We start from the raw sequence: 21,498 nt of genomic DNA, 5'->3' as shown, positions 1-21,498 counted from the left end.
CGAGGCCCTCGCTCACCGCTCGACCACCTGGTTGTCCGTCGCGTCCTTCAGCGCGTCCGTGTAGGAGCTGGTCGCTTCCTTCACCGAGGTGTCGCCCGTGGTCACGCCCTCCATCGCCTCCTGGACAGCCGTGGAGACCTTGGGGTAGGCCGGGTAGGCGGGGCGGTAGTGCGTGGTCGCCACCAGGTCGGTGAAGAACTTGATGCCGGGCTGGGCGTCGACGTACGCGGGGTCCTCGGCGACGTCCTCGCGGACCGCGATGCCCGAGTTGGCCACGTACCACTTCTGCGCGTTCGCCTTGGTCTGCATCGTCTTGATGAACTCGAAGGCCAGATCCGGGTTTCCGGCCTTGGCCGGGATGGACCAGGTCCAGCCGCCGGACATGCTCACCTTGCCGGGTGCCTGGCCGTTCTGGGTGGGCATGGCCGCCAGGCCCAGCGTCCTGGACCACTCGGGCCACTCGTGGCCGCTGCCGGGCAGCCAGTCCTGCGGGAGCCAGGAGCCGTCGAGGGCGATGGCCAGCTTGCCCTGCGGCAGCCACTCGCCGCGGACCCGGGTCATGACGTTCGGGTCCAGGGCGTCCGAGACGTCAGGCCCGAGCTTCTCCCGGTAGACCGTCTCGACGAAGGAGAGGGCGTCCTCGAAGCCCTTGCCGCCGGCGATCCACTTCTTGGAGCTCTTGTCGTAGAGCGGGTCCGTGCTGCCGTCGCCCGTGCCGTAGAGCAGCATCTCGAAGGTCTGCATGGTGGCCGCCTCGCCGACCGGCTTGCCGGTGTAGGCGTTGAGCGGGATGACGCCGGGGACCTTCTTCTTGATGGTGCGGGCCGCGCTGAGGACGTCGTTCCAGGTCTTCGGCTGCCAGTCGGCGGGGAGGCCGGCCCTGGCGAAGATGTCCTTGTTGAACCACAGGCCGCGGGTGTCGGTGCCGTCGGGGACGCCGTACGTCTTGCCGTCCTCGCCCTTGGCGGCGGCCTTCGCCGTGTCGATGAACCGGTCCCAGTCCCGCCACTTGGCCAGGTACGGGTCGAGGGGTTTCAGATAGCCGCTGGTGATGTCCGAGTTGATGAGGAACGTGTCCTCGTAGACCAGGTCGGGGGCGGTCTTGGGGGAGCGGAGCATCTGCTGGAGCTTGGTGTAGTACTCCGAGTCCGGGGCCTTGATCGGGACGAGCTCGACCTTCTTGCCGGGGTGGGCCTTCTCGAACTGCCTCTTGATGTCGGCGAGATAGGTGTCCATCACCTTGATGGAGTTGTCCGTGGACTGTTTGAAGGAGACCTTCACGGTGTCCGGGTCGCTGCCCGAACCCCCGCCGCAGGCGGTGAGGGCGGTCGAGGCGAGGACCAGGGCGACGAGGGGAGTGGCGGCGGCGGTGGGGCGCACGGGCACGACCTCCTACGGGCGCACTTCGTTGTGGCCGGGACGGCTGCGTCGTGAACCTAAGTTGGGTGGTCTAGTCGGGTCAATGCGTGTGCGTCGGTTCGATCGGCGGCTGATGGCCCGTCACTGGCCGGTGACCCAGCGGTACTGCAACTCCGGGCGCCCCACCGTGCCGTACTGCGGGCGGCGCGCCGCGCGGCCCGCGTCGACCAGATGCTCCAGGTAACGGCGGGCCGTGATGCGGGAGATGCCCACGGTCTCCGCGACTCCGGCGGCCGTGAGGCCCTCCGCGCTGTCGCGCAGGGCCACCGTCACCCGCTCCAGCGTCGGCGCGCTCAGACCCTTGGGCAGGGCGGCCGGGCCCGGCGCGCGCAGGGCCGCGAGCGCCCGGTCCACCTCGTCCTGGCCGCTCGCCTCACCGACCGCCGCGTGGAACTCGGCGTAGCGCACGAGACGGTCGCGCAGGGTCGCGAAGGTGAACGGCTTCAGGACGTACTGCACCACTCCGAGCGAGACGCCCTCGCGTACGACGGCCAGATCGCGCGCCGACGTCACCGCTATCACGTCCGCGTGATGGCCGGCCGTCCTGAGGGAGCGGGCCAGTTGCAGCCCGTGCACGTCCGGCAGGTGCAGATCGAGCAGGAGGAGGTCCACCGGGGTGCGGTCCAGGGCCCGGCGGGCCTCCGCGCCCGAGTGCGCCTTGCCCACGGCCACGAACCCGGGCACCCGGCCGACGTACAGGACGTGGGCGTCGGCGGCGACCGGGTCGTCCTCCACCACCAGGACGCGGATGTCCTTCTCGCTGCTCGTCATGCGTCGCCTCCAGCGCCTCTGGCCATCGAGGCCCCGGATGTCACACCCATGTCCGCCGTCCCGGGCTCCCGCAGCGGCAGCCGCACCTCGAACGCCGCCCCGCCCCCGTCGGCCTCCGTCACCGTCAGGGAGCCGTCATGCCGCTGGGCGGCCTGCCGTACGAGCGCCAGCCCGAGGCCCCGGCCGCCCGGCCCCGCCGGCTTCGTCGAGAAGCCGCGCTGGAAGACCGCCTCGGCGTGCTCGGGGTCCACGCCCGGGCCGGTGTCGGAGACCCGCAGCACCAGCTCCGGGGCGTCGCCGTGGTTCCGGGTGTACGCCGCCACCGTCACGCGGGCCCGCACGCTGCCCTGCGCCGCGTCCACGGCGTTGTCGATCAGGTTGCCGAGGATGGTCACCAGATCCCGCGCGGGCAGGGTCTCGGGCAGCAGGCCGTCGTCCAGGCTGCTGTCCTCCGACACCATCAGCTCCACGCCCCGCTCGTTCGCCTGGGCCGTCTTGCCCAGCAGCAGGGCCGCCAGCACCGGCTCGCTCACCGCCGCCACGACCTGGTCTGTGAGGGCCTGCGCCAGCTCCAGCTCGGCCGTCGCGAACTCCACCGCTTCCTCCGCCCGGCCCAGCTCGATCAGCGAGACGACCGTGTGCAGCCGGTTCGCCGCCTCGTGCGCCTGTGAGCGCAGCGCCTGGGTGAAGCCCCGCTCGGAGTCCAACTCGCCCATCAGTGACTGCAGTTCGGTGACATCGCGCAGAGTGACGACCGTACCGCGGCGCTCACCGCCCGACACCGGCGAGGTGTTGATCACCAGGACCCGGGAGGCCGTCAGATGCACCTCGTCCACCCGCGGCTCCGATGCCAGCAGGGCACCCGTCAGCGGGGCCGGCAGCCCCAGCTCCGCCACCGACCTGCCCACCACGTCCCCGGGCACGCCGAGCAACTCCCGACCTCCGTCGTTGATCAGCGCCACACGGTATTGCCCGTCCAGCATCAGCAGCCCCTCGCGCACGGCGTGCAGGGCGGCCTGATGGTAGTCGTGCATCCGGCTGAGCTCGGTCGCGTTCATGCCGTGGGTGTGACGGCGCAGCCGGGCGTTGATGACGTACGTGCCCACCGCGCCCAGCACCAGCGCGCCGGCCGCGACGCCGAGCAGGGCCGTCAGCTGGTCCTGCACCCGCTGGGTGATCTGCTCGACCCGGATCCCCGCGCTGACCAGGCCGACCACCCTGCGGCCGTCCTTGATCGGGGTGACCGCGCGGACCGACGGGCCGAGCGTGCCGGTGTAGGTCTCGGTGAAGGTCTGGCCCTTCAGGGCCTGCTCGGTGTGCCCCTGGAAGGTCTGGCCGATCTGCCGGGGGTCGGGGTGTGTCCAGCGGGTGCCCCGCGGATCCATGATCGTGATGAAGTCGACCTCGGTGTCCCGCATCACCTTCAGCGCGTACGGCTGGAGCTCGGCCGTCGGGTCGGGCGTGCGGGTCGCCGCGAGCACGGACGGGGAGTCCGCGACGGACCGTGCCACCGCCCTGGCCTGGCGCGTCGCGGCCTCCTCGGCCTGGCTGCGGTCGCTGACGTAGGAGAACAGCGCGTATCCGGCCACGACGACCGCTATCAGCACGGCCTGCATGGCGAAGAGCTGGCCCGCAAGACTGCGGGGACCGGGGACGGTGAGGCGCATGTCGTCAGTCTGCCTCGTGGCTGATTGTGAACTAAATGAACGGAAGGGTGACCGCGCTCACAGAGCAGGACATAGTCACGGCATTCCCCATAACGCATCTCCGGGAGCCCCCCGCTCCCTTTCCCCCGGACGTGAGCCGCACGCCGGTGATGCCGACGACGTCGTCAAGGAGGGCCGCCGTGACCAGCGCAGCCGATACGGCACCTGCCGCACGCAAACCCAAGCGGGACCGCACGCACTATCTCTACATCGCGGTGATCATCGCGGTCGCCGCCGGTATCGCGGTGGGTCTGGCCGCGCCGGACTTCGCGCAAGAGCTGAAGCCGATCGGCACGGGGTTCGTGGCCCTGATCAAGATGATGATCTCGCCGATCATCTTCTGCACGATCGTGCTGGGTATCGGCTCGGTGCGGAAGGCCGCCAAGGTCGGTGCCGTCGGCGGTATCGCCCTGGTCTACTTCACGATCATGTCGCTGGTCGCGCTGGGCATCGGCCTGGTCGTCGGCAACATCCTGGAGCCGGGCACCGGCCTCGCGGTCACGGACGCGATCAAGGACGCCGGTCACGCCCAGGTCGACGCCGAGGCCAAGGGCACCACCGAGTTCCTGCTCGGCATCATCCCGACCACGATCGTCTCGGCGTTCACCAACGAGTCGGTCCTGCAGACCCTGCTGATCGCTCTGCTCGCCGGCTTCGCGCTGCAGGGCATGGGCTCGGCCGGCCAGCCGATCCTGCGCGGTATCGAGCACATCCAGCGGCTCGTCTTCCGCATCCTCGCCATGGTGATGTGGGCCGCCCCGATCGGTGCCTTCGGCGCCATCGCCGCCGTCACCGGCTCGGCGGGCGTGGACGCGCTCAAGAGCCTCGCCGTGCTGATGCTCGGCTTCTACGTCACCTGTTTCCTGTTCGTCTTCATCGTGCTCGGCGCCCTGCTGCGCGTCGTCTCCGGCCTGAACATCTTCACGCTGTTCAAGTACCTCGGCCGGGAGTTCCTGCTGATCCTGTCCACGTCCTCCTCCGAGTCCGCGCTGCCGCGGCTCATCGCGAAGATGGAGCACCTGGGCGTCAGCAAGCCGGTGGTCGGCATCACCGTCCCGACGGGCTACTCCTTCAACCTCGACGGCACCATGATCTACATGACCATGGCCTCGCTGTTCATCGCCGACGCCATGGGCACGCCGATGTCGATCGGCGAGCAGATCCCGCTGCTGCTCTTCCTGCTGGTCGCCTCCAAGGGCGCCGCCGGTGTCACCGGCGCCGGCCTCGCGACCCTGGCCGGCGGTCTCCAGTCGCACAAGCCGGCCCTGGTGGACGGCATCGGCCTCATCGTCGGCATCGACCGCTTCATGAGCGAGGCCCGCGCCCTGACCAACTTCGCGGGCAACGCCGTGGCCACGGTGCTGATCGGCACCTGGACCAAGGAGATCGACAAGGAGCGGGTGGGCCAGGTGCTCGCCGGTCAGCTGCCCTTCGACGAGAAGACGCTGCTGGACGACGGCCACGGCGGCCCGGCCGGGGACCACGTCGAGGCCGAGGTGCCCGAGCCGGGCGGCGAGAAGGAGCTGGCGAAGGCCTGACGGCCGCGCCGCTCCCCGGAGACTCCGGGCGGCTGGGTGTCCCCCCGTCGCTCAGCCGCCCGGTCCTTTCCCGCAGAGATTCAATCGTTCAGCTTCGCCACCATCTCGGTGGCTTCAGAGGCGGGCACGCCCGCCGCGGTCAAGATCGTGACCGTGGCGCAGCGGCCCGCCTCTTGCGCTGCCACGAGCCCGTCGTTCACCGCCTCCATCAGCGCGACCAGCATCTGCTCCTGCACATACGCCAGGGCGGGCGCGGGCAGCGGTGAACTGAAGACGCCTCGGTCGAGGCCACGCTGGAGCATCCCGGCGGCGGCCTCCCGGACGGGGGCGAGCCGCTCCCGGATGCCCTGCATGGTGACCGTGCGCTGGGCGAGCGCGATCAGCAGCCGATAGCGGTCGGCGAGCTCCCACACCGCCAGCACCGAGCGCGCCACCGCCTCCGCCGGGTCCCGCACGCCCTCACGACCCGCGGCGTGCGCGCTCGACAGGGCCTCCACCGCCTCGTCGACGAGGGTGCTGATCAGCGCCTCGCGGCTCGGGAAATGCCCGTACACCGTGCGCCGTACGACGCCCGCGGCCCGTGCGATCTGGTCCATGGACGCGTCGGGGTCGCGCAGCAACTCGGCGAGGGCGACGTCGAGGATGCGGCGGCGGTTGGCGTCGGCGCGGCTGGTGTTACCCGTGGTCATGGACGTCATTGTGCCCCTTCCCTCATCGATTTGCACAGTGCTGTGCAGCGATGTAGATTGCACAGCGTTGTGTAAATGCACACCCATGTGCAAATCCGTGAGGAAGGCAACCCCTGCCATGCGACTCGTCACGACCGAACCGGCCGAGAGGATGGACCGCCCCTACGCACGCCGCTGGTGGGCGCTCCTCGTGCTCTGCCTGAGCCTGCTGATCATCGTGATGGCGAACACCGCCCTCACCGTCGCCGCGCCCGACATGACCGAGGACCTCGGGCTGTCCAGCGCCGACCTCCAGTGGGTGATCGACGGCTACACCGTCCCCTACGCCGCGCTGATGCTGCTGCTCGGTGCGATAGGCGACAAGTACAGCCGCCGGGGCGCACTCGTCCTCGGGCTGGTCGTGTTCGCGGGCGGCTCCGTCTTCGGCTACCTCGCCGACAGCTCCACGACGGTCATCGCCGCACGGGCCGTGATGGGCGCCGGCGCCGCGATGATCATGCCCGCCACGCTGTCCCTGCTCGCCGCGACCTTCCCGCGCGCCGAACGGGCCAAGGCCATCACCCTGTGGACCGCCACGGCCGGGCTCGCCATCGCGGCCGGACCGCTGGTGGCCGGGGCGCTGCTGGAGGACCACGGCTGGTCCTCGTCGTTCCTCATCAACGTGCCCATCGCGATCCTCGCCCTCGTCGGCGCCCTCGTCCTCGTACCGCCGTCCAAGGCCGCGGACCGCGGGCGCATCGACTACGGCGGCGGGCTGCTGTCGGTGGTGTGGATCGCCGCACTGGTCTACATGATCATCGAAGGGCCGCACTTCGGCTGGGGCGTCAAGGCCGTCACGGCGGCGGTCGTCGCCGGTGCCGCTCTCGTCGCCTTCGTCCTGTGGGAGCTGCGCCACCCGCGCCCGCTCCTCGACGTCCGCCGCTTCACGGACCGCGGCTTCGCCGGATCCAACCTCGCCGTCGCCCTGTTCTTCCTGGCGGTCTTCGGCGCCTTCTACTACCTGACGCAGCACCTCCAGTTCGTCCTCGGCTACGACGCCCTGGACACGGGGCTGCGCATGCTGCCGCTGGCGGGCGCCGTGTTCGTGGGAGCGGCCCTCACCGGCTTCCTCACGCCCCGGGTCGGCATGAAGTGGACCGTCACGGCGGGCATGGTCGGCGGCACGGCGGCCCTGGCGCTGCTCACCCAGGTCGACGCCGGTTCGTCGTACGGCGACTTCGTCGCGCCCCTGGTCGTCCTCGGCCTCTCGATCGGGCTCGCGCTCTCGCCCTGCACGGACGCGATCATGGGGGCGTTCCCGGAGTCCGAGCTGGGCGTCGGCGGCGCGGTGAACGACACGTCGCTGGAGCTCGGCGGTTCGCTGGGCATCGCCATCCTGGGCTCGCTGCTGGCGACGTCGTACTCCGGCCACCTCTCGGACGCCACGGCCGGCAGCAAGCTCCCCGCCTCCTCCCTGGCCACGGCCCAGGACTCCGTCGGGGCCGGGTACGCCGTCGCCCGGGGCATCGGCGACAAGGCCCGCCGGCTCGCCGAGCAGGCCGCACACACCAGCGACCCCCAGCAGGCGGAGCGACTCCGGGCGCAGGCCGAGCAACTCGGCGGCGGCGCCCGCCGGATGGCCGATGCGGTCGGCTCCGCGTTCTCCGACGCGGTCGCGCACACCAGCCTGATCGGGGCCGTGATCCTGGGCGTCGGCACGGTGCTGGTGGCGCTGCTGCTGCCCGGCAAGGAGAAGACGGTGGGCGAGCCCGCCGAGAAGGACGAGGAACCGGAGTCCGCCGGGGTCCGCTAGTGCCGGGCCCCGCCGGGGCAGGCGGGACTCTCCGAACAGCACACGTGGGACCGGTCGCGACTGTGGCGCCACCGCCGAAGGGCGGCAGGCGCCACACTCGCGACCGGAGTCAGGCGCGAACCGGCCCGGCCGCCTCGTCCAGCCGGTTCCTTTCCTCCGCGGTGAGCAGCAGGTCCGCCGCGGCCGCCGAGTCCCTGATCGTCTCCGGACGGCTCGCCCCCGGGATCGGGACGACCGCCGGGGACCGGGCCAGCAGCCAGGCCAGGCCGACCCGTTGGGGACTGACACCGCGCTCCGCCGCCACCGCGTGGAAGGCACCGAAGCGCTCGGCCCCCTCCGTGCGCGACGGCCCGTCCAGGGAGCTGCGGGACAGCCCGCCCAGCGGGCTCCACGGCAGGAACGCCAGCCCCAGTTCCGTGCACAACCGCAGCTCCGGCTCGCTGTCCCGGACGGCGGGGGAGTACCGGTTCTGCACCGACACCAGCCGGTCGCCGAGGATGTCGCGTGCCCGGCGGATCTGGTCCGCGTCCGTGTTGGACACGCCGGCCAGCCGGATCGTGCCCGCGTCGAGCAGCTCGCGCAGCGCGCCCACCGACTCCTCGAAGGGCACCGCGGGGTCGGGCCTGTGCAGTTGGTAGAGGCCGATCGCCTCCACGCCCAGCCGCTTGCGCGAGGCCTCGGCGGCGGCCTTGAGGTGGCGGGGGGAGCCGTTCACCGTCCAGTCGCCGCCCGCCGGGCGGCCGCGGCCGCCCTTCGTCGCCACCAGGACGCCGGAGGTGTCACCGCCCCGGGCGGCCAGCGCGCGGGCCACCAGACGTTCGTTGTGGCCGGGCTCCGCGCCCGGCAGATGGTACGAGTCGGCCGTGTCCAGCAGGGTCACGCCCGCGTCGAGCGCGGCGTGCACGGTGGCCACGGCGCGCTCCTCGTCCGGCCGGCCCTCGATGGACAGCGGCATCGCGCCGAGCCCGACCGCGCTCACCCGCAGCCCGCCAAGCGTCCTGTACCGCATGTCAGCCGCCCTTCCCGAGCGTCTCGGCGACGGCACGCGGCAGCCACTGCCGGGTGCCGGTGAAGGTGAAGCCCAGCCGGACGGCCCGGGTGTTGTCCATGCCGTAGGAGCGGCGGAAGGAGAACGGCGAGACCTCGCCGACCTCCACGGGCCGGAACACGGTCCGGCCGCCCGGGAGATGAGCGGCCACCGCCTCGCACAGCTCCTCGGTGGTCAGCGCCCCCGGCGCGGCGGCGTTCACCGGCCCGGTGAAGTCCTCGCCCGCCGCCCAGGCCAGGAAGCGGGCGATCTCCTCGACGTACACATAGGTGGCCGGCCGGTTCACCGTCGGCACGGCGATCGGCTCGCCGCTGCGGATCCGCTCGGCGTAGTGGGCCAGCCTGCCCGTGAAGTCGTCGTCCCCGCCCAGCACATGGGCCACCCGCACCGCCGTGGACGGGAACGCCGCGCCGCCCGCGGCGAGAACCGCCTCCGCCTGCCGCTTGCCCTCCCCGTAGTGGGCCTCGAGGAACGCGGGATCGTCCCAGGGCAGATCGAGGTCGACGGTGACGGTGGACGGGTCGACGGCCTCCTCGCGCACGAGGGCGGGGGAGTCCTCGTACGCGTACACCTCGACCGTCGAGGTCATCACATAGCGGCGGGTCCGTCCGGTGAAGACGCGGCGGGCGATCGCGGCCTGGCGCGGGGTGTAGCAGACCTGGTCGACGACGACGTCGAAGACCCGGGAGCCGAGCGCACCGGTCAGCGACCGTTCGTCGTCCCGGTCGGCGCGCAGGTGCTCCACCCCGGCGGGCGGCGGGGAGGACCCCCGGTTCAGCACGGTGACGCGGTGGCCTTCGGCGAGCAGCCGGGCGATCAGACGCTTTCCGACGTAACGGTTTCCGCCGATGACCAGGACGTCCAGAACCTTTTCCATGGCCATAATTCTCCCGGCGTACATCCACGTCCTGAAGGGGGAAGCATGGGAGTTCAGGCTGCCGCGCCGAAAGAACCACGGCATCTGCGCACCGCCGCCGACGAAACATCGGTGGCCTTCGACGCACTGGACCGGCAGATCCTCCAACTGCTCCAGACCGACGGCCGGATCAAGCTCAGCGAGCTGGGCCGGCGGGTCAGGCTCAGCCCCGCGGCCGTCACCGAGCGGGTGCGGCGGCTGGAGGCGGCGGGTGTGATCAGCGGCTACGGCGCCCACGTCGTGCCGGCCCGGCTCGGCTACGGCATCCAGGCGTTCATCCGGGTCGACCCGCACGGCGGCTACACCCTCAAGCACCCCAGGACCCTGGAGCTGATCGAGCGTCCCGAGATCACCGAGGTGCACCACGTGGTCGGGGAGGACTGCTGGATCCTCAAAGTCGCCGTCCGGCACACCGTCCACCTGGAAGAGGTCCTGGAGGCGGTCTCCGCACTCGGCCGCACCACGACGTCGATCGTGCTGACCTCCCCGGTGGAGCGGAAACCGCTGTTGCCTTGACGCCGGGGTCAAGGATTACGGTCGAGCGCATGCGAATCGGCGAGCTGGCCGCACGGGCCGGGACCACGACGCGGACGCTGCGGTACTACGAGTCGCGGGGGCTGCTGCCCGCGCGGCGCATGGATGGGGGTCCCCCCTGCTCGAGCGAAGCCGAGAGCTTGGGGGAGGATACCGGACGTACGACGAGAGCGACCTGCGGCTGCTCCGGCAGATCAGGACGCTCCAGGACTTCGGGTTCGGCCTGGAGGAGACGCGGCCCTTCGTGGAGTGTCTGCGCGCCGGGCACCCCGAGGGCGACTCGTGCCCGGCGTCGCTCGCGGTCTACCGGCGCAAGCTGGACGAACTCGACTCGCTCATCGGCCAGCTGAGCACGGTGCGGGAGACGGTCGCGCGGCAGCTGGCCCGGGCCGAGCTGGCCGCCGAGGCGGAGGTTCCGGGTGGTCCGGAACCTGCTTGCGAGCTGGGAGGGGACCCATGGTGACCGACGTGACCGATGTGACGGACGGGGACTTCGAGGCGGAGGTGATCGGCGCGGAGCTGCCGGTGCTGGTGGAGTTCACCGCCGACTGGTGCCCGCCGTGCCGGCAGATGGGGCCGGTGCTGAAGGCCCTCGCCGCCGAGGAGGGCGACCGGCTGAAGGTCGTGCAGCTGGACGTCGACGCCAACCCGGAGACGACCAACGCCTACAAGGTGCTGTCCATGCCGACGTTCATGGTGTTCCGCGGCGGCGAGCCCGTGAAGTCGATGGTCGGCGCGCGGGCCAAGCGGCGGCTGCTCCAGGAACTCGCCGACGTGCTCTAGGCATGCGCCCCGAGAACAACAAATCCCCCGAGCAATTGCGCTCGGGGGATTTCCTTGCGTATATTTGTCTGTTCGTGACTTCAATCGATTGATGTCACGGAGAAGTTCAGTGAGCACAGTATATCCGGGCGGGAGTGGAATTGTCAAACACCGAATTTCCGGACGATGAATTGCGCCAGGAACAGGAATTCATCGACGGGTTGTACGCGCGCGTGGACGCGCTGCGCGGCGACGCCGAGACCTCCGTCACGGACGCCCTCGCGCAGGGCAACACGCCCATGCAGGCCAGACTGGAGCGGGACATCCTCGTGGCCGAGCGCTCCGGGCTGCTCGCCGCGCTGAACGCGGTGGACGGCTCCCTGTGCTTCGGCCGGATCGACCTCACCTCGGGCATCACGCACCACATCGGCCGGATCGGCCTGCGCACCGACGACGCCGAGCGCACCCCCGTCCTGATCGACTGGCGCGCCGATGTCGCCCGCCCCTTCTACCTGGCCACCGGCCACACCCCGATGGGTCTCAGGCGCCGGCGGCACATCGCCACCGACGGCCGCCGGGTCAGCCATCTGCACGACGAGATCCTCGACCTCGGCGACGAGACCCGCACCGGCCACGAGGACCCGACGGGCGACGCCGTCCTGCTCGCCGCCCTCAACTCCGCGCGCACCGGCCGCATGAGCGACATCGTGCAGACCATCCAGGCCGACCAGGACCGCATCATCCGCGCCCCGCACCGGGGCGTCATGGTGGTGGAGGGCGGCCCGGGCACCGGCAAGACGGCCGTCGCCCTGCACCGCGCCGCCTACCTGCTCTACGAGCACCGGGAACTGCTCGCCAAGCGGGCCGTGCTGATCGTCGGGCCCAACCCGGCGTTCCTCGGCTACATCGGCGAGGTGCTGCCTTCCCTCGGCGAGACCGGCGTGCTCCTCGCGACGGTGGGCGAGCTGTTCCCCGGCGTGAAGGCGACCGCGGCCGACACGCCCGAGGCGGCCGCCGTGAAGGGCCGTGCCGACATGGCCGATGTCCTCGCCGAGGTCGTGCGCGGCCGGCAGGCGCTGCCGGACCCGGTGATCACCATCGAGCACGACCGCGAGGTCCTCATGCTCGACGACGGCCTGGTCAACGTCGCCCGCGAACGCGCCCGCGCCGCCAAGCTGCCGCACAACGCCGCCCGCGAGCACTTCGAGGGCCACATCCTCAACGCCCTCACCGACCTGTACGCCGAGCGGATCGGCACCGACCCCTTCGACGGATCCAGCCTGCTCGACCCCAGCGACGTCACCCAGATCCGCGACGACCTCGCCGAGAATCCCGAAGTCTGGTCCGCCATCGACCAGTTGTGGCCGGTGCTCACTCCGCAACGGCTCGTGGCCGACTTCCTCGCCGCCCCGGAGGAGTTCCTGCCCGCCCCGGACGCCGACGCCGTACGACGCCCCGTGACCCGGCGCTGGACGGTCGCGGACGTGCCGCTGCTCGACGAGGCCGCCGAACTCCTCGGCGACGACGACCGGCTCGCCCGCGAGCGTGCCCGGCGCGAGCGGGAGCAGCAGATCGCCTACGCGCAGGGCGTGCTGGAGGTGTCGTACGCGTCCCGGACCTACGAGTTCGAGGACAAGGAGGACAGCGACCCCGAAGGCAGCGAGGTGCTGTCCGCGCACGACATCATCGACGCCGAGCGGTTCGCCGAGCGGCACGAGGAGGACGACCACCGCAGCGCCGCCGAGCGGGCCGCCGCCGACCGCACCTGGGCGTTCGGGCACATCATCGTCGACGAGGCGCAGGAACTGTCGCCGATGGCGTGGCGGCTGCTGATGCGGCGCAGCCCGACCCGCTCGATGACCCTGGTCGGCGACCCGGCGCAGACCGCGGAGGCGGCCGGGGTGGGCTCCTGGTCGGGCATCCTCTCGCCGTACGTGGAGGATCGTTGGGAGCACACGCGCCTGGGCGTCAACTACCGGACCCCGGCCGAGATCATGGACGTCGCGGCGGCCGTGGTGCGCGCCGAGCACCCGGAGTTCGAGCCGCCCAGCTCGGTCCGTTCCACGGGCGTACGCCCCTGGGCCCGCGCCACCGACGACCTTCCGGGCGCCGTCGCCAAGGCGGTCGGTGAGCTGACTCCGGCCGAGGGCAGGCTCGCGGTGATCGCGCCGCGCGACCTGCACCGCGGCATCGCGGCCCGGCTGGACGGCGTCACGGCGGGCGTGGAACCCGACCTCACCCGGAGCGTCGTCCTGCTCGACCCGCGCCAGGCCAAGGGCCTGGAGTTCGACTCCGTCCTCGTGGTCGAGCCCGGCCGGTACGGCACCAGCGATCTGTACGTGGCCCTCACCCGGGCCACCCAGCGGCTGGGCGTGCTGTACACCGGGAACCTGCCGGAGGCTCTGGCGGAGGCCTTCGTGTGACGGAGCGGCCCCGCACCCGCCGGGGTGCGGGGCCGGCCTACCGCAAAAGCGACTTCGGATCCCGCAGGGCGTGCCACAGTCCCGCGGCGAGCGGTACGACCGTCATGGCGAAGAACACCCAGAACAGGAACTCGGCCCCGGGCGCGAGGTCGTAGACCGTGCCGTCCTCCCACGCGCAGTAGGCCCGTGGCGGAAACGGGACGGAGATCCCCGACACCTTTCCGCTCCCGATGACGCCTTCCTGGTACGGCTCCCTGGGGCAGGGGGCGGTCTCCGGGAACAGGAAGGGATCGTCCGCCGCCATGATGAACACCCAGGTGACGGCGGTGAGCGGCACCGCCCAGAAGACCGACATCTTCACCCACAGCGGCAGCAGCGGATGCGCCAGCAGCCCGCACAGCGCGACCCAGCCGACCACGAGCCCGGCGAAGACGGGAAGCAGCGTCATGACGTCAGGGCCGCTTTCCGGGCACGCAGTTCGCTCGCGTAGCCGGCGCCGATGACGAGCAGGGCGGCGGACAGGGCGAGGGACGCGCTCGCCGCGTTCATCCAGCCGTAGTCCGGATCACCGGAGTAGACGGAGCCGTCCTCGCGGACGCAGTCGAAGCGCAGCGGCAGGTACGAGGACCGGTGGTGGCTCAGGCCCTCGATCGTGGCCGGGTCGAAGCCGTCGCGGCAGGCCGGGGCCGGGACCGAGTTCGCCCCGTCGTCGAAGCCCCACTCCGATGCCAGGACGGTGCAGAACCCGAGCGCGTACACGGCCGCGGCCGCCCACGCGGCCATCGCCGCCGCACGGCGCATCAGATGCTCCGGCCACGGCTCGGGCCGCCCGGGAAGCGCCATCGCGACGACCCCCACCCCGGCGACGAGCGCACCGACGGCACAGGCCATGGAGACACCGAAACCCATCAGCACGGCAGGACCTGCGAAGTGAACGGTGGGGCATCCATGCGGCCACCCCACCAGCACCGGACCCGGCGGGCTGTGACGGAGGCCACTCCTCCGGTCACAGCCCTGTCACAGGGGACCGCCCTCGCCCGCCCCGCCGCCACGTGAATCGCCGGCCTCGCGCCGCGCGTCACACCTCCGCTGGTCGTGGAAGCGGCCAGGACGTCATCCCCGGCGTGACGAACGGCGAGCCGCACGGCCTGACGGGAGCGGCCGCGTGAGCCGCTCCCGTGCCACCCTGGCGCTGACCCTGCCCCCCTACGCCGGACGCAGCCACACCGTCGCCAGCGGCGGCAGGGTCAGGCGGATGCTGGCCGGGCGGCCGTGCCAGGGCTGGGCTTCCGGTTTGACCGGGTCGGGGTTGGTCACGTCGCTGCCGCCGTAGCGGGCCGCGTCGGTGTTGACGGCCTCGTGCCAGGCGGGGACGTCGTCGGGGACGCCCAGGCGGTAGTCCTGGCGGACGACCGGCGCGAAGTTGGACACCGCCAGCACCGGGACGCCGTCCGGGTCCAGCCGCAGGAACGCGAGGACGTTGTCGTCGGCGGCGTCCCCGACGATCCACTCGAAACCGGCCGGGTCCGTGTCGAGGCGCCACAGCGCCGGGGTCGCCCGGTAGACGGTGTTCAGATCGCGGACCAGGTCGCGCACGCCCCGGTGGTCGGGTTCGGCCCCGTAGCCCGGGTCCAGCAGCCACCAGTCGGGGCCGTGCGCCTCGGACCACTCGGCGCCCTGCGCGAACTCCTGACCCATGAAGAGCAGTTGCTTGCCCGGGTGGGCCCACATGTAGCCGAGGTAGGACCGGACCCCGGCCCGCTGCTGCCACCAGTCGCCGGGCATCTTCGACACCAGGGAGCCCTTGCCGTGCACGACCTCGTCGTGGGAGATCGGCAGGACGTAGTTCTCGCTGTAGGCGTACACCATCGAGAAGGTCATCTCCCCGTGGTGGTACTTGCGGTGCACCGGCTCGTGGCTCATGTACTGGAGCGAGTCGTGCATCCAGCCCATGTTCCACTTCAGCCCGAACCCGAGCCCGCCGAAGCCGCTCGGGCCCTTGTGGTGGGTGGCCCGGGTGACGCCGTCCCAGGCGGTGGACTCCTCGGCGATCGTGACCACGCCGGGCACCCTGCGGTACAGCGTCGCGTTCATCTCCTGGAGGAACGCCACCGCGTCCAGGTTCTCCCGGCCGCCGTGCTCGTTGGGCGTCCACTGGCCCGGCTCGCGCGAGTAGTCCAGGTAGAGCATGGACGCCACCGCGTCCACACGCAGCCCGTCGATGTGGAACTCCTCGCACCAGTACACGGCGTTCGCCACGAGGAAGTTGCGCACCTCGTTGCGCCCGAAGTCGAACTCCAGCGTGCCCCAGTCGGGGTGCGCGGCCCGCAGCGGATCCTCGTGTTCGTACAGCGGCCGGCCGTCGAACTCGGCCAGCGCCCAGTCGTCCCGCGGGAAATGCGCGGGCACCCAGTCCATGAGCACGCCGATACCGGCCTGGTGCAGCTTGTCGACCAGGAACCGGAAGTCGTCCGGCGTGCCCAGCCGGGCCGTCGGCGCGTAGAAGCCGGTGACCTGGTAGCCCCAGGAGCCGCCGAAGGGATGCTCCGCGACCGGCATCAGCTCGACGTGTGTGAAGCCCAGGTTCTTCACGTACCCGGGCAGCTGATCGGCCAGCTGCCGGTACGTCAGGCCCGGTCGCCAGGACGGCAGATGGATCTCGTACACCGAGAACGGCGCCTCGTGGGCCGGGGCCTCGGCGCGCCGGGAGAGCCACTCGGCGTCGCCCCACTCGTACTGCGAGGACGTGATGACCGACGAGGTCGCGGGCGGCACCTCCGTGCGGCGGGCCAGCGGATCGGCGCGCATCGTCCTGGAACCGTCGGGCCGGGTGATCTCGAACTTGTACAGCTCGCCCTCGCCGACGTCCGGCAGGAACAGCTCCCACACCCCGGACGAGCCCAGCGACCGCATGACGTGCCCGGTACCGTCCCAGAAGTTGAAGGTGCCGGCCACCCGCACCCCGCGCGCGTTCGGCGCCCACACCGCGAACCGGGTGCCGGTCACGCCCTCGTGGGTCATCGGGTGCGCACCGAGCGCCGTCCACAGCTCCTCGTGCCGGCCCTCGCCGATCAGGTGCAGGTCGAGTTCGCCGAGCGTGGGCAGGAAGCGGTACGCGTCCTCGGTCTCCAGGACCGCCCCTTCGTACTGCACGACCAGCCGGTACGCGGGGACCTCGCGCAACGGCAGCAGCCCGGAGAAGAACCCTTCCCCGTCGGCGTGCAGCTCGGCTCGCAGCTCCCCGGCGACGACCGTCACCGACAGCGCGTACGGCCGGAACGCCCGGAAGGCGATGCCGCCGGGCACCGGGTGCGCGCCGAGCACGGAGTGCGGGTCGTGGTGCGTACCGCCGAGCAGCCGCTCCCGGTCCACCGCGTCGACGGCGGGCGAGACGGCGACCTCCATCTCCGGAGGCAGGACCTGGGCGGCGGACGCGCCCTTCTCGGCGGGAGCCTTGCGCGCAGGGGACTTCCTGGCGGGGGCCTTGGCGGCGGTGACCGCTTCGACCGTGGTCCTCTTGGCGGCCGTCTTCTTGACGGCCGTCTTCTTGGCGGTCGCCTTCTTCGTTGCCGTCTTCTTGGCCGTCGCCGTCGCCGGGGCCGCCTCGGCGGCCGACGCCTGTGCGGCCGTGGACTTCGCGGCAGCGGACTTCGCAGCCGTGGCCTTCGCGGTGGCGGCCTTCTTCGTGACCTTCTTGGCCGCGGCCTTCGTCGCGGCAACCTTCGCGGGCACCGCCTTCTCGGCCGGGGCCTTCTCGGGCGTGGCCTTCTTCGCGACGGCCTTCGCGGGTGCCGTCTTCTTCGCCGCCGTCTTCGCGGGCGCCGTCTTCTCGGCTGCCGCCTTCTTGGCGACCGCCTTCTTCGCGCTCGTCTTCGCCGGCGTCGCCTTCTTGGCCGCGGCCTTGGCCGCCGGTGACTGCGCGGCGGCCGTCTTGGTGACAGCGGCCTTCTTGGCGGCGGCCGTCTTCTTCGCCGCTGCCTGTTTCGGCACCGCCGTCTTCTTCGCGGCGCTCTTCTGCTGGGCGGCCGTGGGCTGCTCGGGGATCTTCTCCCCGGCGGTCCCCTTGGGACGCGAACCGCTGGACTCAGGGCGGGGGGTCACGGGCGGAGCCTCCAGGGCGAGGGGTCGGTCAGGTCAGGTGGCCGGACGAGGCGAGCCGGTCTATGGCGGCCAGGGGCACCGGCAGCCAGTCGGGGCGGTGCCGGGCCTCGTACACCACCTCGTAGATCGCCTTGTCCGTCTCGTAGGCGCGCAACAGCACCGGGTCGGTGCGCGGGTCGCGGCCGGAGGCCTCCGCGTAGCCGGAGCAGTACGCGGAACGGCAGGTCTCGGCCCAGTCCGGCTGGACAGGATCGGCCGAGCGTGCCGCGTAGTCGAAGGACCGCAGCATCCCGGCGATGTCCCGCACCGCCGGCTGCGGCATGCGCCGTTCGGCGAGCGGCCGGGCCGGCTCGCCCTCGAAGTCGATCAGGCACCACTCGCCGGACGGCGAGCGCAGGCACTGCCCCAGGTGCAGATCGCCGTGCACCCGCTGCGCGGTCCAGGCGCTGCCCTCGGCAGCCAGATCGCCCAGCGCCGTGAAGGCCGACCGCAGCCCGCCGGCGTACGGCCGCAGCGCGGCCACCGCCTGCACGGCGGCGTCCAGGCGCTCGATCATGCCGTCGACCATGAGCCGCACCTGCATGTGACCGAGCGTGACGGTCGGCAACGCCCGGGCCAGCGCGGTGTGCACCTCTGCGGTGGCCCGCCCCAGCGCTCGCGCCTCGGCGGCGAAGTCCTCGCCCTTGGCCAGTTCGCGCAGCGCCAGCTCCCAGCCGTCGGTGGCGCCTTGCAGGAACGGCTGGAGCACTCCCAGGACGTACGGCTGGCCGGCCGCGTCCGTGGGGCCCGCCGAGACGACCGGGTCCGCCGCGGGGGCGATGTCGGCGACCATCCAGGCCGTCGGGGCGGGAACCCGGGGGCAGCCCTCGCGGGCCAGCGCGAGCGGCAGCTCCAGATCGGGGTTGACCCCGGGCACGATCCGCCGCAGCAGCTTCAGGATGAACGTATCTCCGTAGACGATCGACGAGTTGGACTGCTCGGCGGTCACCACGCGCGGCACCAGCCCGGAGCGGATGTCCTGCCCGGGGTCCCGGTCGAAGCGGAGCCTGCCGACCCGGGCCCGGGTGCGCAGCGCCTCCAGGAGCAGCTCGGCCGGCCTGGTGTCGTGCAGGGCGTCGTAGACCGTCCGGCCCGCCAGTGGCCCCGTCGGCACATGTCCGATCAGCGCGGGCGCCAGCCGAGGCGGCAGCGCCTCGCGCACGCCTATCAGCAGCTGGTAGCAGTCACCGGGGTGACCGGGCGCCCCGTGGGACGGCACGACGGGCTGATGGGCGCGGACGAGCAGGTGGTACAGGCCCAGCTTGGACGTGGCCGGGAGCAGCTCGGTGGCCTCGACCAGCGTGAACCCGGTGACCGGCCGCCCCTTGCCCGCGAACCAGCGCTGCCGCGGCAGCCATTCCCGCAGCAGCGGATCCAGGGAGGCAAGAAGGCCGGGCGGGGTGGTGACGGTGCGTGTGACGGCTTCCGACATGGCGTCGCGTCCTTTCACCCATTTGTGGTGCGCCTCCGGCGCCTGCGGCCGGCCCCGGACGGCGCCCCTCCGGCTCACGCGGGTGGGCGGGGTGTTACTGATGCGTGCCCCGGGCGGGGCGGAGGAAACGCCCCGCCGCGGGGGTTTGCCGCCCGCCCCGCTCATCAGGCCTCAACAGGCCTTTTCAGGCCTCACATGGTCTCCTTGCGGAGCCTGAACCAGTAGAACCCGTGGCCCCCGAGCGTCAGCAGGTACGGCAGCTCGCCGATCGCCGGGAAGCGGACCCCGCCGAACAGCTCCACCGGGTGCCGCCCCTCGAAGGCGCTCAGGTCCAGTTCCGTGGGCTGTGCGAAACGGGAGAAGTTGTTCACGCAGAGCACCAGGTCGTCCTCGTACTCCCGCAGGAAAGCCAGCACCGCCGGGTTCGTCGACGGCAGCTCGGTGTACGAGCCGAGTCCGAAGGCCGGGTTCTGCTTGCGGATCTCGATCATGCGGCGGGTCCAGTGCAGCAGCGACGACGGCGAGGCCATGGACGCCTCGACGCTCGTGACCTGGTAGCCGTAGACCGGGTCCATGATCGTGGGCAGGAACAGCCGCCCCGGATCGCACGAGGAGAATCCGGCGTTGCGGTCCGGCGTCCACTGCATCGGCGTGCGGACCGCGTCGCGGTCGCCGAGCCAGATGTTGTCGCCCATGCCGATCTCGTCGCCGTAGTACAGGATCGGCGAGCCCGGCAGGGACAGCAGCAGGGCCGTGAACAGTTCGATCTGGTTGCGGTCGTTGTCCAGCAGGGGTGCCAGCCGCCTGCGGATGCCGATGTTGGCGCGCATGCGGGGGTCCTTGGCGTATTCGGCCCACATGTAGTCGCGCTCTTCGTCGGTGACCATCTCGAGCGTGAGCTCGTCGTGGTTGCGCAGGAAGATGCCCCACTGGCAGTTCGACGGGATGGCCGGGGTCTTGGCCAGGATCTCGGAGACCGGGTAGCGGGATTCCCGCCGTACGGCCATGAAGATGCGCGGCATGACCGGGAAGTGGAACGCCATGTGGCACTCGTCGCCGCCGCTCGGGTAGTCGCCGAAGTAGTCGACGACGTCCTCCGGCCACTGGTTGGCCTCCGCCAGCAGCACGGTGTCCGGGTACTGCGCGTCGATCTCCTTGCGCACCCGCTTCAGGAAGTCGTGCGTCTCCGGGAGGTTCTCGCAGTTGGTGCCCTCCTGCTGGTACAGGTACGGCACCGCGTCCAGCCGGAACCCGTCGATGCCCAGGTCCAGCCAGAACTTCAGCGCCGAGATCATCTCCTCCTGCACGGCCGGGTTCTCGTAGTTGAGGTCCGGCTGGTGGGAGAAGAAACGATGCCAGTAGTACTGCTTGCGGACCGGGTCGTAGGTCCAGTTGGAGGCCTCGGTGTCGACGAAGATGATCCGTGCGTCCTGGAACTGCTTGTCGTCGTCGGCCCACACGTAGTAGTCGCCGTAGGGCCCGTCGGGGTCCTTCCTCGACTCCTGGAACCAGGGGTGCTGGTCGCTGGTGTGGTTCATGACGAAGTCGATGATCACGCGCATGCCGCGCTGGTGGGCGGCGTCGACGAACTCCACGAAGTCGGCCAGGTCGCCGAACTCCGGCAGCACGGCCGTGTAGTCGGAGACGTCGTAGCCGCCGTCGCGCAGCGGGGACTTGAAGAACGGCGGCAGCCACAGACAGTCGACGCCGAGCCACTGGAGGTAGTCGAGCTTGGCGGTCAGGCCCTTGAGGTCGCCGACGCCGTCGCCGTTGCTGTCCTGGAACGAGCGGACGAGCACCTCGTAGAAGACGGCGCGCTTGAACCACTCCGGGTCACGGTCCCTGGCAGGAGTGTCCTCGAAGGTGTCCGGAACGGGTTCGTTGACGATCATGTTGTGGGTGACCCTCCGATCTCCGGGGTGGACGGTCGCAGGACCGTGAAGACGTGCGCGGGCCTGTGGCCCGGTTCGAGGCGCACATAGTTGGCCCTGCCCCAGTGGTAGGTCTCGCCGGTGAGCTCGTCGCGCACCGGCACCGACTCGTGCCAGTCCAGGCCGAGTTGCGGCATGTCCAACGAGACCGTGGCCTCCTGGGTGTGGTGGGGGTCGAGGTTGGCGACCACCAGAACCGTGTTCGAACCCTTCCGCTTCGAGTAGGCGATCACCGCTTCCTGGTCCGCGTGGTGGAAGTGCAGGTCGCGCAGCTGCTGGAGGGCCGGGTTCTCCCGCCGGACGGTGTTGAGCCTGGTCAGCAGCGGGGTGATGGTGCGGCCCTCGCGTTCGGCGGTCTCCCAGTCGCGGTGCCTGAGCTGGTACTTCTCCGAGTTCA

Annotated in this window: 17 protein-coding genes and 1 pseudogene; 6 read left to right on the top strand and 12 right to left on the bottom strand. The window is 71.3% G+C overall.

Annotated features, from left to right (window positions below; translation table 11 throughout):
• Positions 1–12: 12 nt before the first annotated feature.
• From ACIRDU_RS23230 to ACIRDU_RS23220, 3 genes are all read right to left on the bottom strand, one after another.
• Positions 13–1,380 carry an extracellular solute-binding protein gene (locus ACIRDU_RS23230; RefSeq protein ID WP_403582262.1) on the bottom strand — a complete coding sequence of 456 codons (1,368 nt, stop codon included), beginning with the start codon at positions 1,378–1,380 and terminating at the stop codon, positions 13–15.
• Positions 1,381–1,500: 120 nt separating this feature from the next.
• Positions 1,501–2,190 carry a response regulator gene (locus ACIRDU_RS23225; protein WP_403582261.1) on the bottom strand — a complete coding sequence of 230 codons (690 nt, stop codon included), beginning with the start codon at positions 2,188–2,190 and terminating at the stop codon, positions 1,501–1,503.
• Positions 2,187–3,857: an ATP-binding protein gene (locus tag ACIRDU_RS23220; RefSeq protein WP_403582259.1), complete on the bottom strand. Its 1,671-nt coding sequence runs from the start codon at positions 3,855–3,857 to the stop codon at positions 2,187–2,189. Before ACIRDU_RS23220 ends, ACIRDU_RS23225 begins: the two co-directional genes overlap by 4 nt.
• A gap of 179 nt (positions 3,858–4,036) precedes the next feature.
• Here ACIRDU_RS23220 and ACIRDU_RS23215 point away from each other — a divergent pair, with 179 nt between their 5' ends.
• Positions 4,037–5,434 carry a cation:dicarboxylate symporter family transporter gene (locus ACIRDU_RS23215; RefSeq protein ID WP_403582257.1) on the top strand — a complete coding sequence of 466 codons (1,398 nt, stop codon included), beginning with the start codon at positions 4,037–4,039 and terminating at the stop codon, positions 5,432–5,434.
• An 80-nt stretch (positions 5,435–5,514) separates the two neighbouring features.
• Here the strand turns inward: ACIRDU_RS23215 and ACIRDU_RS23210 are convergent, their stop codons facing one another.
• Positions 5,515–6,132 (bottom strand): TetR/AcrR family transcriptional regulator, encoded by a 618-nt coding sequence (locus tag ACIRDU_RS23210; protein ID WP_403582256.1) that lies wholly within the window; start codon positions 6,130–6,132, stop codon positions 5,515–5,517.
• Between the two features lie 109 nt (positions 6,133–6,241).
• On the opposite strand from ACIRDU_RS23210, the gene ACIRDU_RS23205 reads away from it, so the two are divergent.
• The gene (locus ACIRDU_RS23205; protein WP_403582255.1) at positions 6,242–7,915 is read left to right on the top strand and encodes a DHA2 family efflux MFS transporter permease subunit; all 1,674 of its coding nucleotides are present in this window, start codon (positions 6,242–6,244) and stop codon (positions 7,913–7,915) included.
• 109 nt (positions 7,916–8,024) lie between these two features.
• On the opposite strand, the gene ACIRDU_RS23200 is transcribed toward ACIRDU_RS23205, so the two are convergent.
• Entirely contained in the window at positions 8,025–8,924 is a 900-nt protein-coding gene (locus ACIRDU_RS23200; RefSeq protein WP_403582253.1) for an aldo/keto reductase, read from the bottom strand.
• Position 8,925: 1 nt separating this feature from the next.
• On the bottom strand, positions 8,926–9,840 hold the full coding sequence (locus tag ACIRDU_RS23195) for an NAD-dependent epimerase/dehydratase family protein (RefSeq protein WP_403582251.1): 915 nt from the start codon (positions 9,838–9,840) through the stop codon (positions 8,926–8,928).
• A 45-nt stretch (positions 9,841–9,885) separates the two neighbouring features.
• Here ACIRDU_RS23195 and ACIRDU_RS23190 point away from each other — a divergent pair, with 45 nt between their 5' ends.
• The 4 genes and pseudogenes from ACIRDU_RS23190 to ACIRDU_RS23175 all read left to right on the top strand — a co-directional run bounded on the left by ACIRDU_RS23190 (position 9,886) and on the right by ACIRDU_RS23175 (position 13,598).
• Positions 9,886–10,395, top strand: a complete 510-nt coding sequence (locus ACIRDU_RS23190) for an Lrp/AsnC family transcriptional regulator (RefSeq protein ID WP_403582250.1) — start codon at positions 9,886–9,888, stop codon at positions 10,393–10,395.
• 29 nt (positions 10,396–10,424) lie between these two features.
• Positions 10,425–10,876: pseudogene (locus tag ACIRDU_RS23185) on the top strand (MerR family transcriptional regulator).
• Positions 10,870–11,196: a thioredoxin family protein gene (locus tag ACIRDU_RS23180; RefSeq protein WP_403582248.1), complete on the top strand. Its 327-nt coding sequence runs from the start codon at positions 10,870–10,872 to the stop codon at positions 11,194–11,196. Before ACIRDU_RS23185 ends, ACIRDU_RS23180 begins: the two are co-directional and overlap by 7 nt.
• Before the next feature lie 140 nt (positions 11,197–11,336).
• Positions 11,337–13,598, top strand: coding sequence for a HelD family protein (locus ACIRDU_RS23175; protein ID WP_403582246.1), 2,262 nt, complete (start codon positions 11,337–11,339; stop codon positions 13,596–13,598).
• Positions 13,599–13,635: 37 nt separating this feature from the next.
• Here ACIRDU_RS23175 and ACIRDU_RS23170 read toward each other — a convergent pair whose 3' ends face one another.
• The 6 genes from ACIRDU_RS23170 to ACIRDU_RS23145 form a co-directional block, all read right to left on the bottom strand.
• Positions 13,636–14,046: a hypothetical protein gene (locus tag ACIRDU_RS23170; protein ID WP_403582244.1), complete on the bottom strand. Its 411-nt coding sequence runs from the start codon at positions 14,044–14,046 to the stop codon at positions 13,636–13,638.
• Entirely contained in the window at positions 14,043–14,489 is a 447-nt protein-coding gene (locus tag ACIRDU_RS23165; RefSeq protein ID WP_403582243.1) for a hypothetical protein, read from the bottom strand. Before ACIRDU_RS23165 ends, ACIRDU_RS23170 begins: the two co-directional genes overlap by 4 nt.
• 315 nt (positions 14,490–14,804) lie before the next feature.
• Positions 14,805–17,699: a 1,4-alpha-glucan branching enzyme gene (gene glgB / locus ACIRDU_RS23160; RefSeq protein ID WP_403582241.1), complete on the bottom strand. Its 2,895-nt coding sequence runs from the start codon at positions 17,697–17,699 to the stop codon at positions 14,805–14,807.
• A gap of 28 nt (positions 17,700–17,727) precedes the next feature.
• Entirely contained in the window at positions 17,728–19,170 is a 1,443-nt protein-coding gene (locus ACIRDU_RS23155; RefSeq protein ID WP_403582240.1) for a maltokinase, read from the bottom strand.
• 191 nt (positions 19,171–19,361) lie between these two features.
• Positions 19,362–21,062 (bottom strand): maltose alpha-D-glucosyltransferase, encoded by a 1,701-nt coding sequence (gene treS, locus ACIRDU_RS23150; protein ID WP_107455377.1) that lies wholly within the window; start codon positions 21,060–21,062, stop codon positions 19,362–19,364.
• On the bottom strand, positions 21,059–21,498 hold a 440-nt coding region (locus ACIRDU_RS23145; RefSeq protein ID WP_403582238.1), incomplete at its 5' end, for a DUF3459 domain-containing protein. The genes treS and ACIRDU_RS23145, both read right to left, overlap by 4 nt.

Origin of the sequence: Streptomyces sp. NPDC093598 (genome assembly GCF_044764825.1) — a bacterium.
Taxonomy (GTDB): domain Bacteria; phylum Actinomycetota; class Actinomycetes; order Streptomycetales; family Streptomycetaceae; genus Streptomyces.
Note: the sequence above shows the minus strand (reverse complement) of the source record. Positions and strands in the feature narration are given on the sequence as shown.

Bases quoted from the DNA above. Each gene is read 5' to 3' on its own strand.
- ACIRDU_RS23225 (WP_403582261.1), bottom strand. From the start codon at position 2,190: ATGACGAGCAGCGAGAAGGACATCCGCGTCCTGGTGGTGGAGGACGAC.
- ACIRDU_RS23220 (WP_403582259.1), bottom strand. From the start codon at position 3,857: ATGCGCCTCACCGTCCCCGGTCCCCGCAGTCTTGCGGGCCAGCTCTTC.
- ACIRDU_RS23210 (WP_403582256.1), bottom strand. From the start codon at position 6,132: ATGACGTCCATGACCACGGGTAACACCAGCCGCGCCGACGCCAACCGC.
- ACIRDU_RS23205 (WP_403582255.1), top strand. From the start codon at position 6,242: ATGCGACTCGTCACGACCGAACCGGCCGAGAGGATGGACCGCCCCTAC.
- ACIRDU_RS23200 (WP_403582253.1), bottom strand. From the start codon at position 8,924: ATGCGGTACAGGACGCTTGGCGGGCTGCGGGTGAGCGCGGTCGGGCTC.
- ACIRDU_RS23195 (WP_403582251.1), bottom strand. From the start codon at position 9,840: ATGGAAAAGGTTCTGGACGTCCTGGTCATCGGCGGAAACCGTTACGTC.
- ACIRDU_RS23190 (WP_403582250.1), top strand. From the start codon at position 9,886: ATGGGAGTTCAGGCTGCCGCGCCGAAAGAACCACGGCATCTGCGCACC.
- ACIRDU_RS23180 (WP_403582248.1), top strand. From the start codon at position 10,870: ATGGTGACCGACGTGACCGATGTGACGGACGGGGACTTCGAGGCGGAG.
- ACIRDU_RS23170 (WP_403582244.1), bottom strand. From the start codon at position 14,046: ATGACGCTGCTTCCCGTCTTCGCCGGGCTCGTGGTCGGCTGGGTCGCG.
- ACIRDU_RS23165 (WP_403582243.1), bottom strand. From the start codon at position 14,489: ATGGCCTGTGCCGTCGGTGCGCTCGTCGCCGGGGTGGGGGTCGTCGCG.
- ACIRDU_RS23155 (WP_403582240.1), bottom strand. From the start codon at position 19,170: ATGTCGGAAGCCGTCACACGCACCGTCACCACCCCGCCCGGCCTTCTT.
- treS (WP_107455377.1), bottom strand. From the start codon at position 21,062: ATGATCGTCAACGAACCCGTTCCGGACACCTTCGAGGACACTCCTGCC.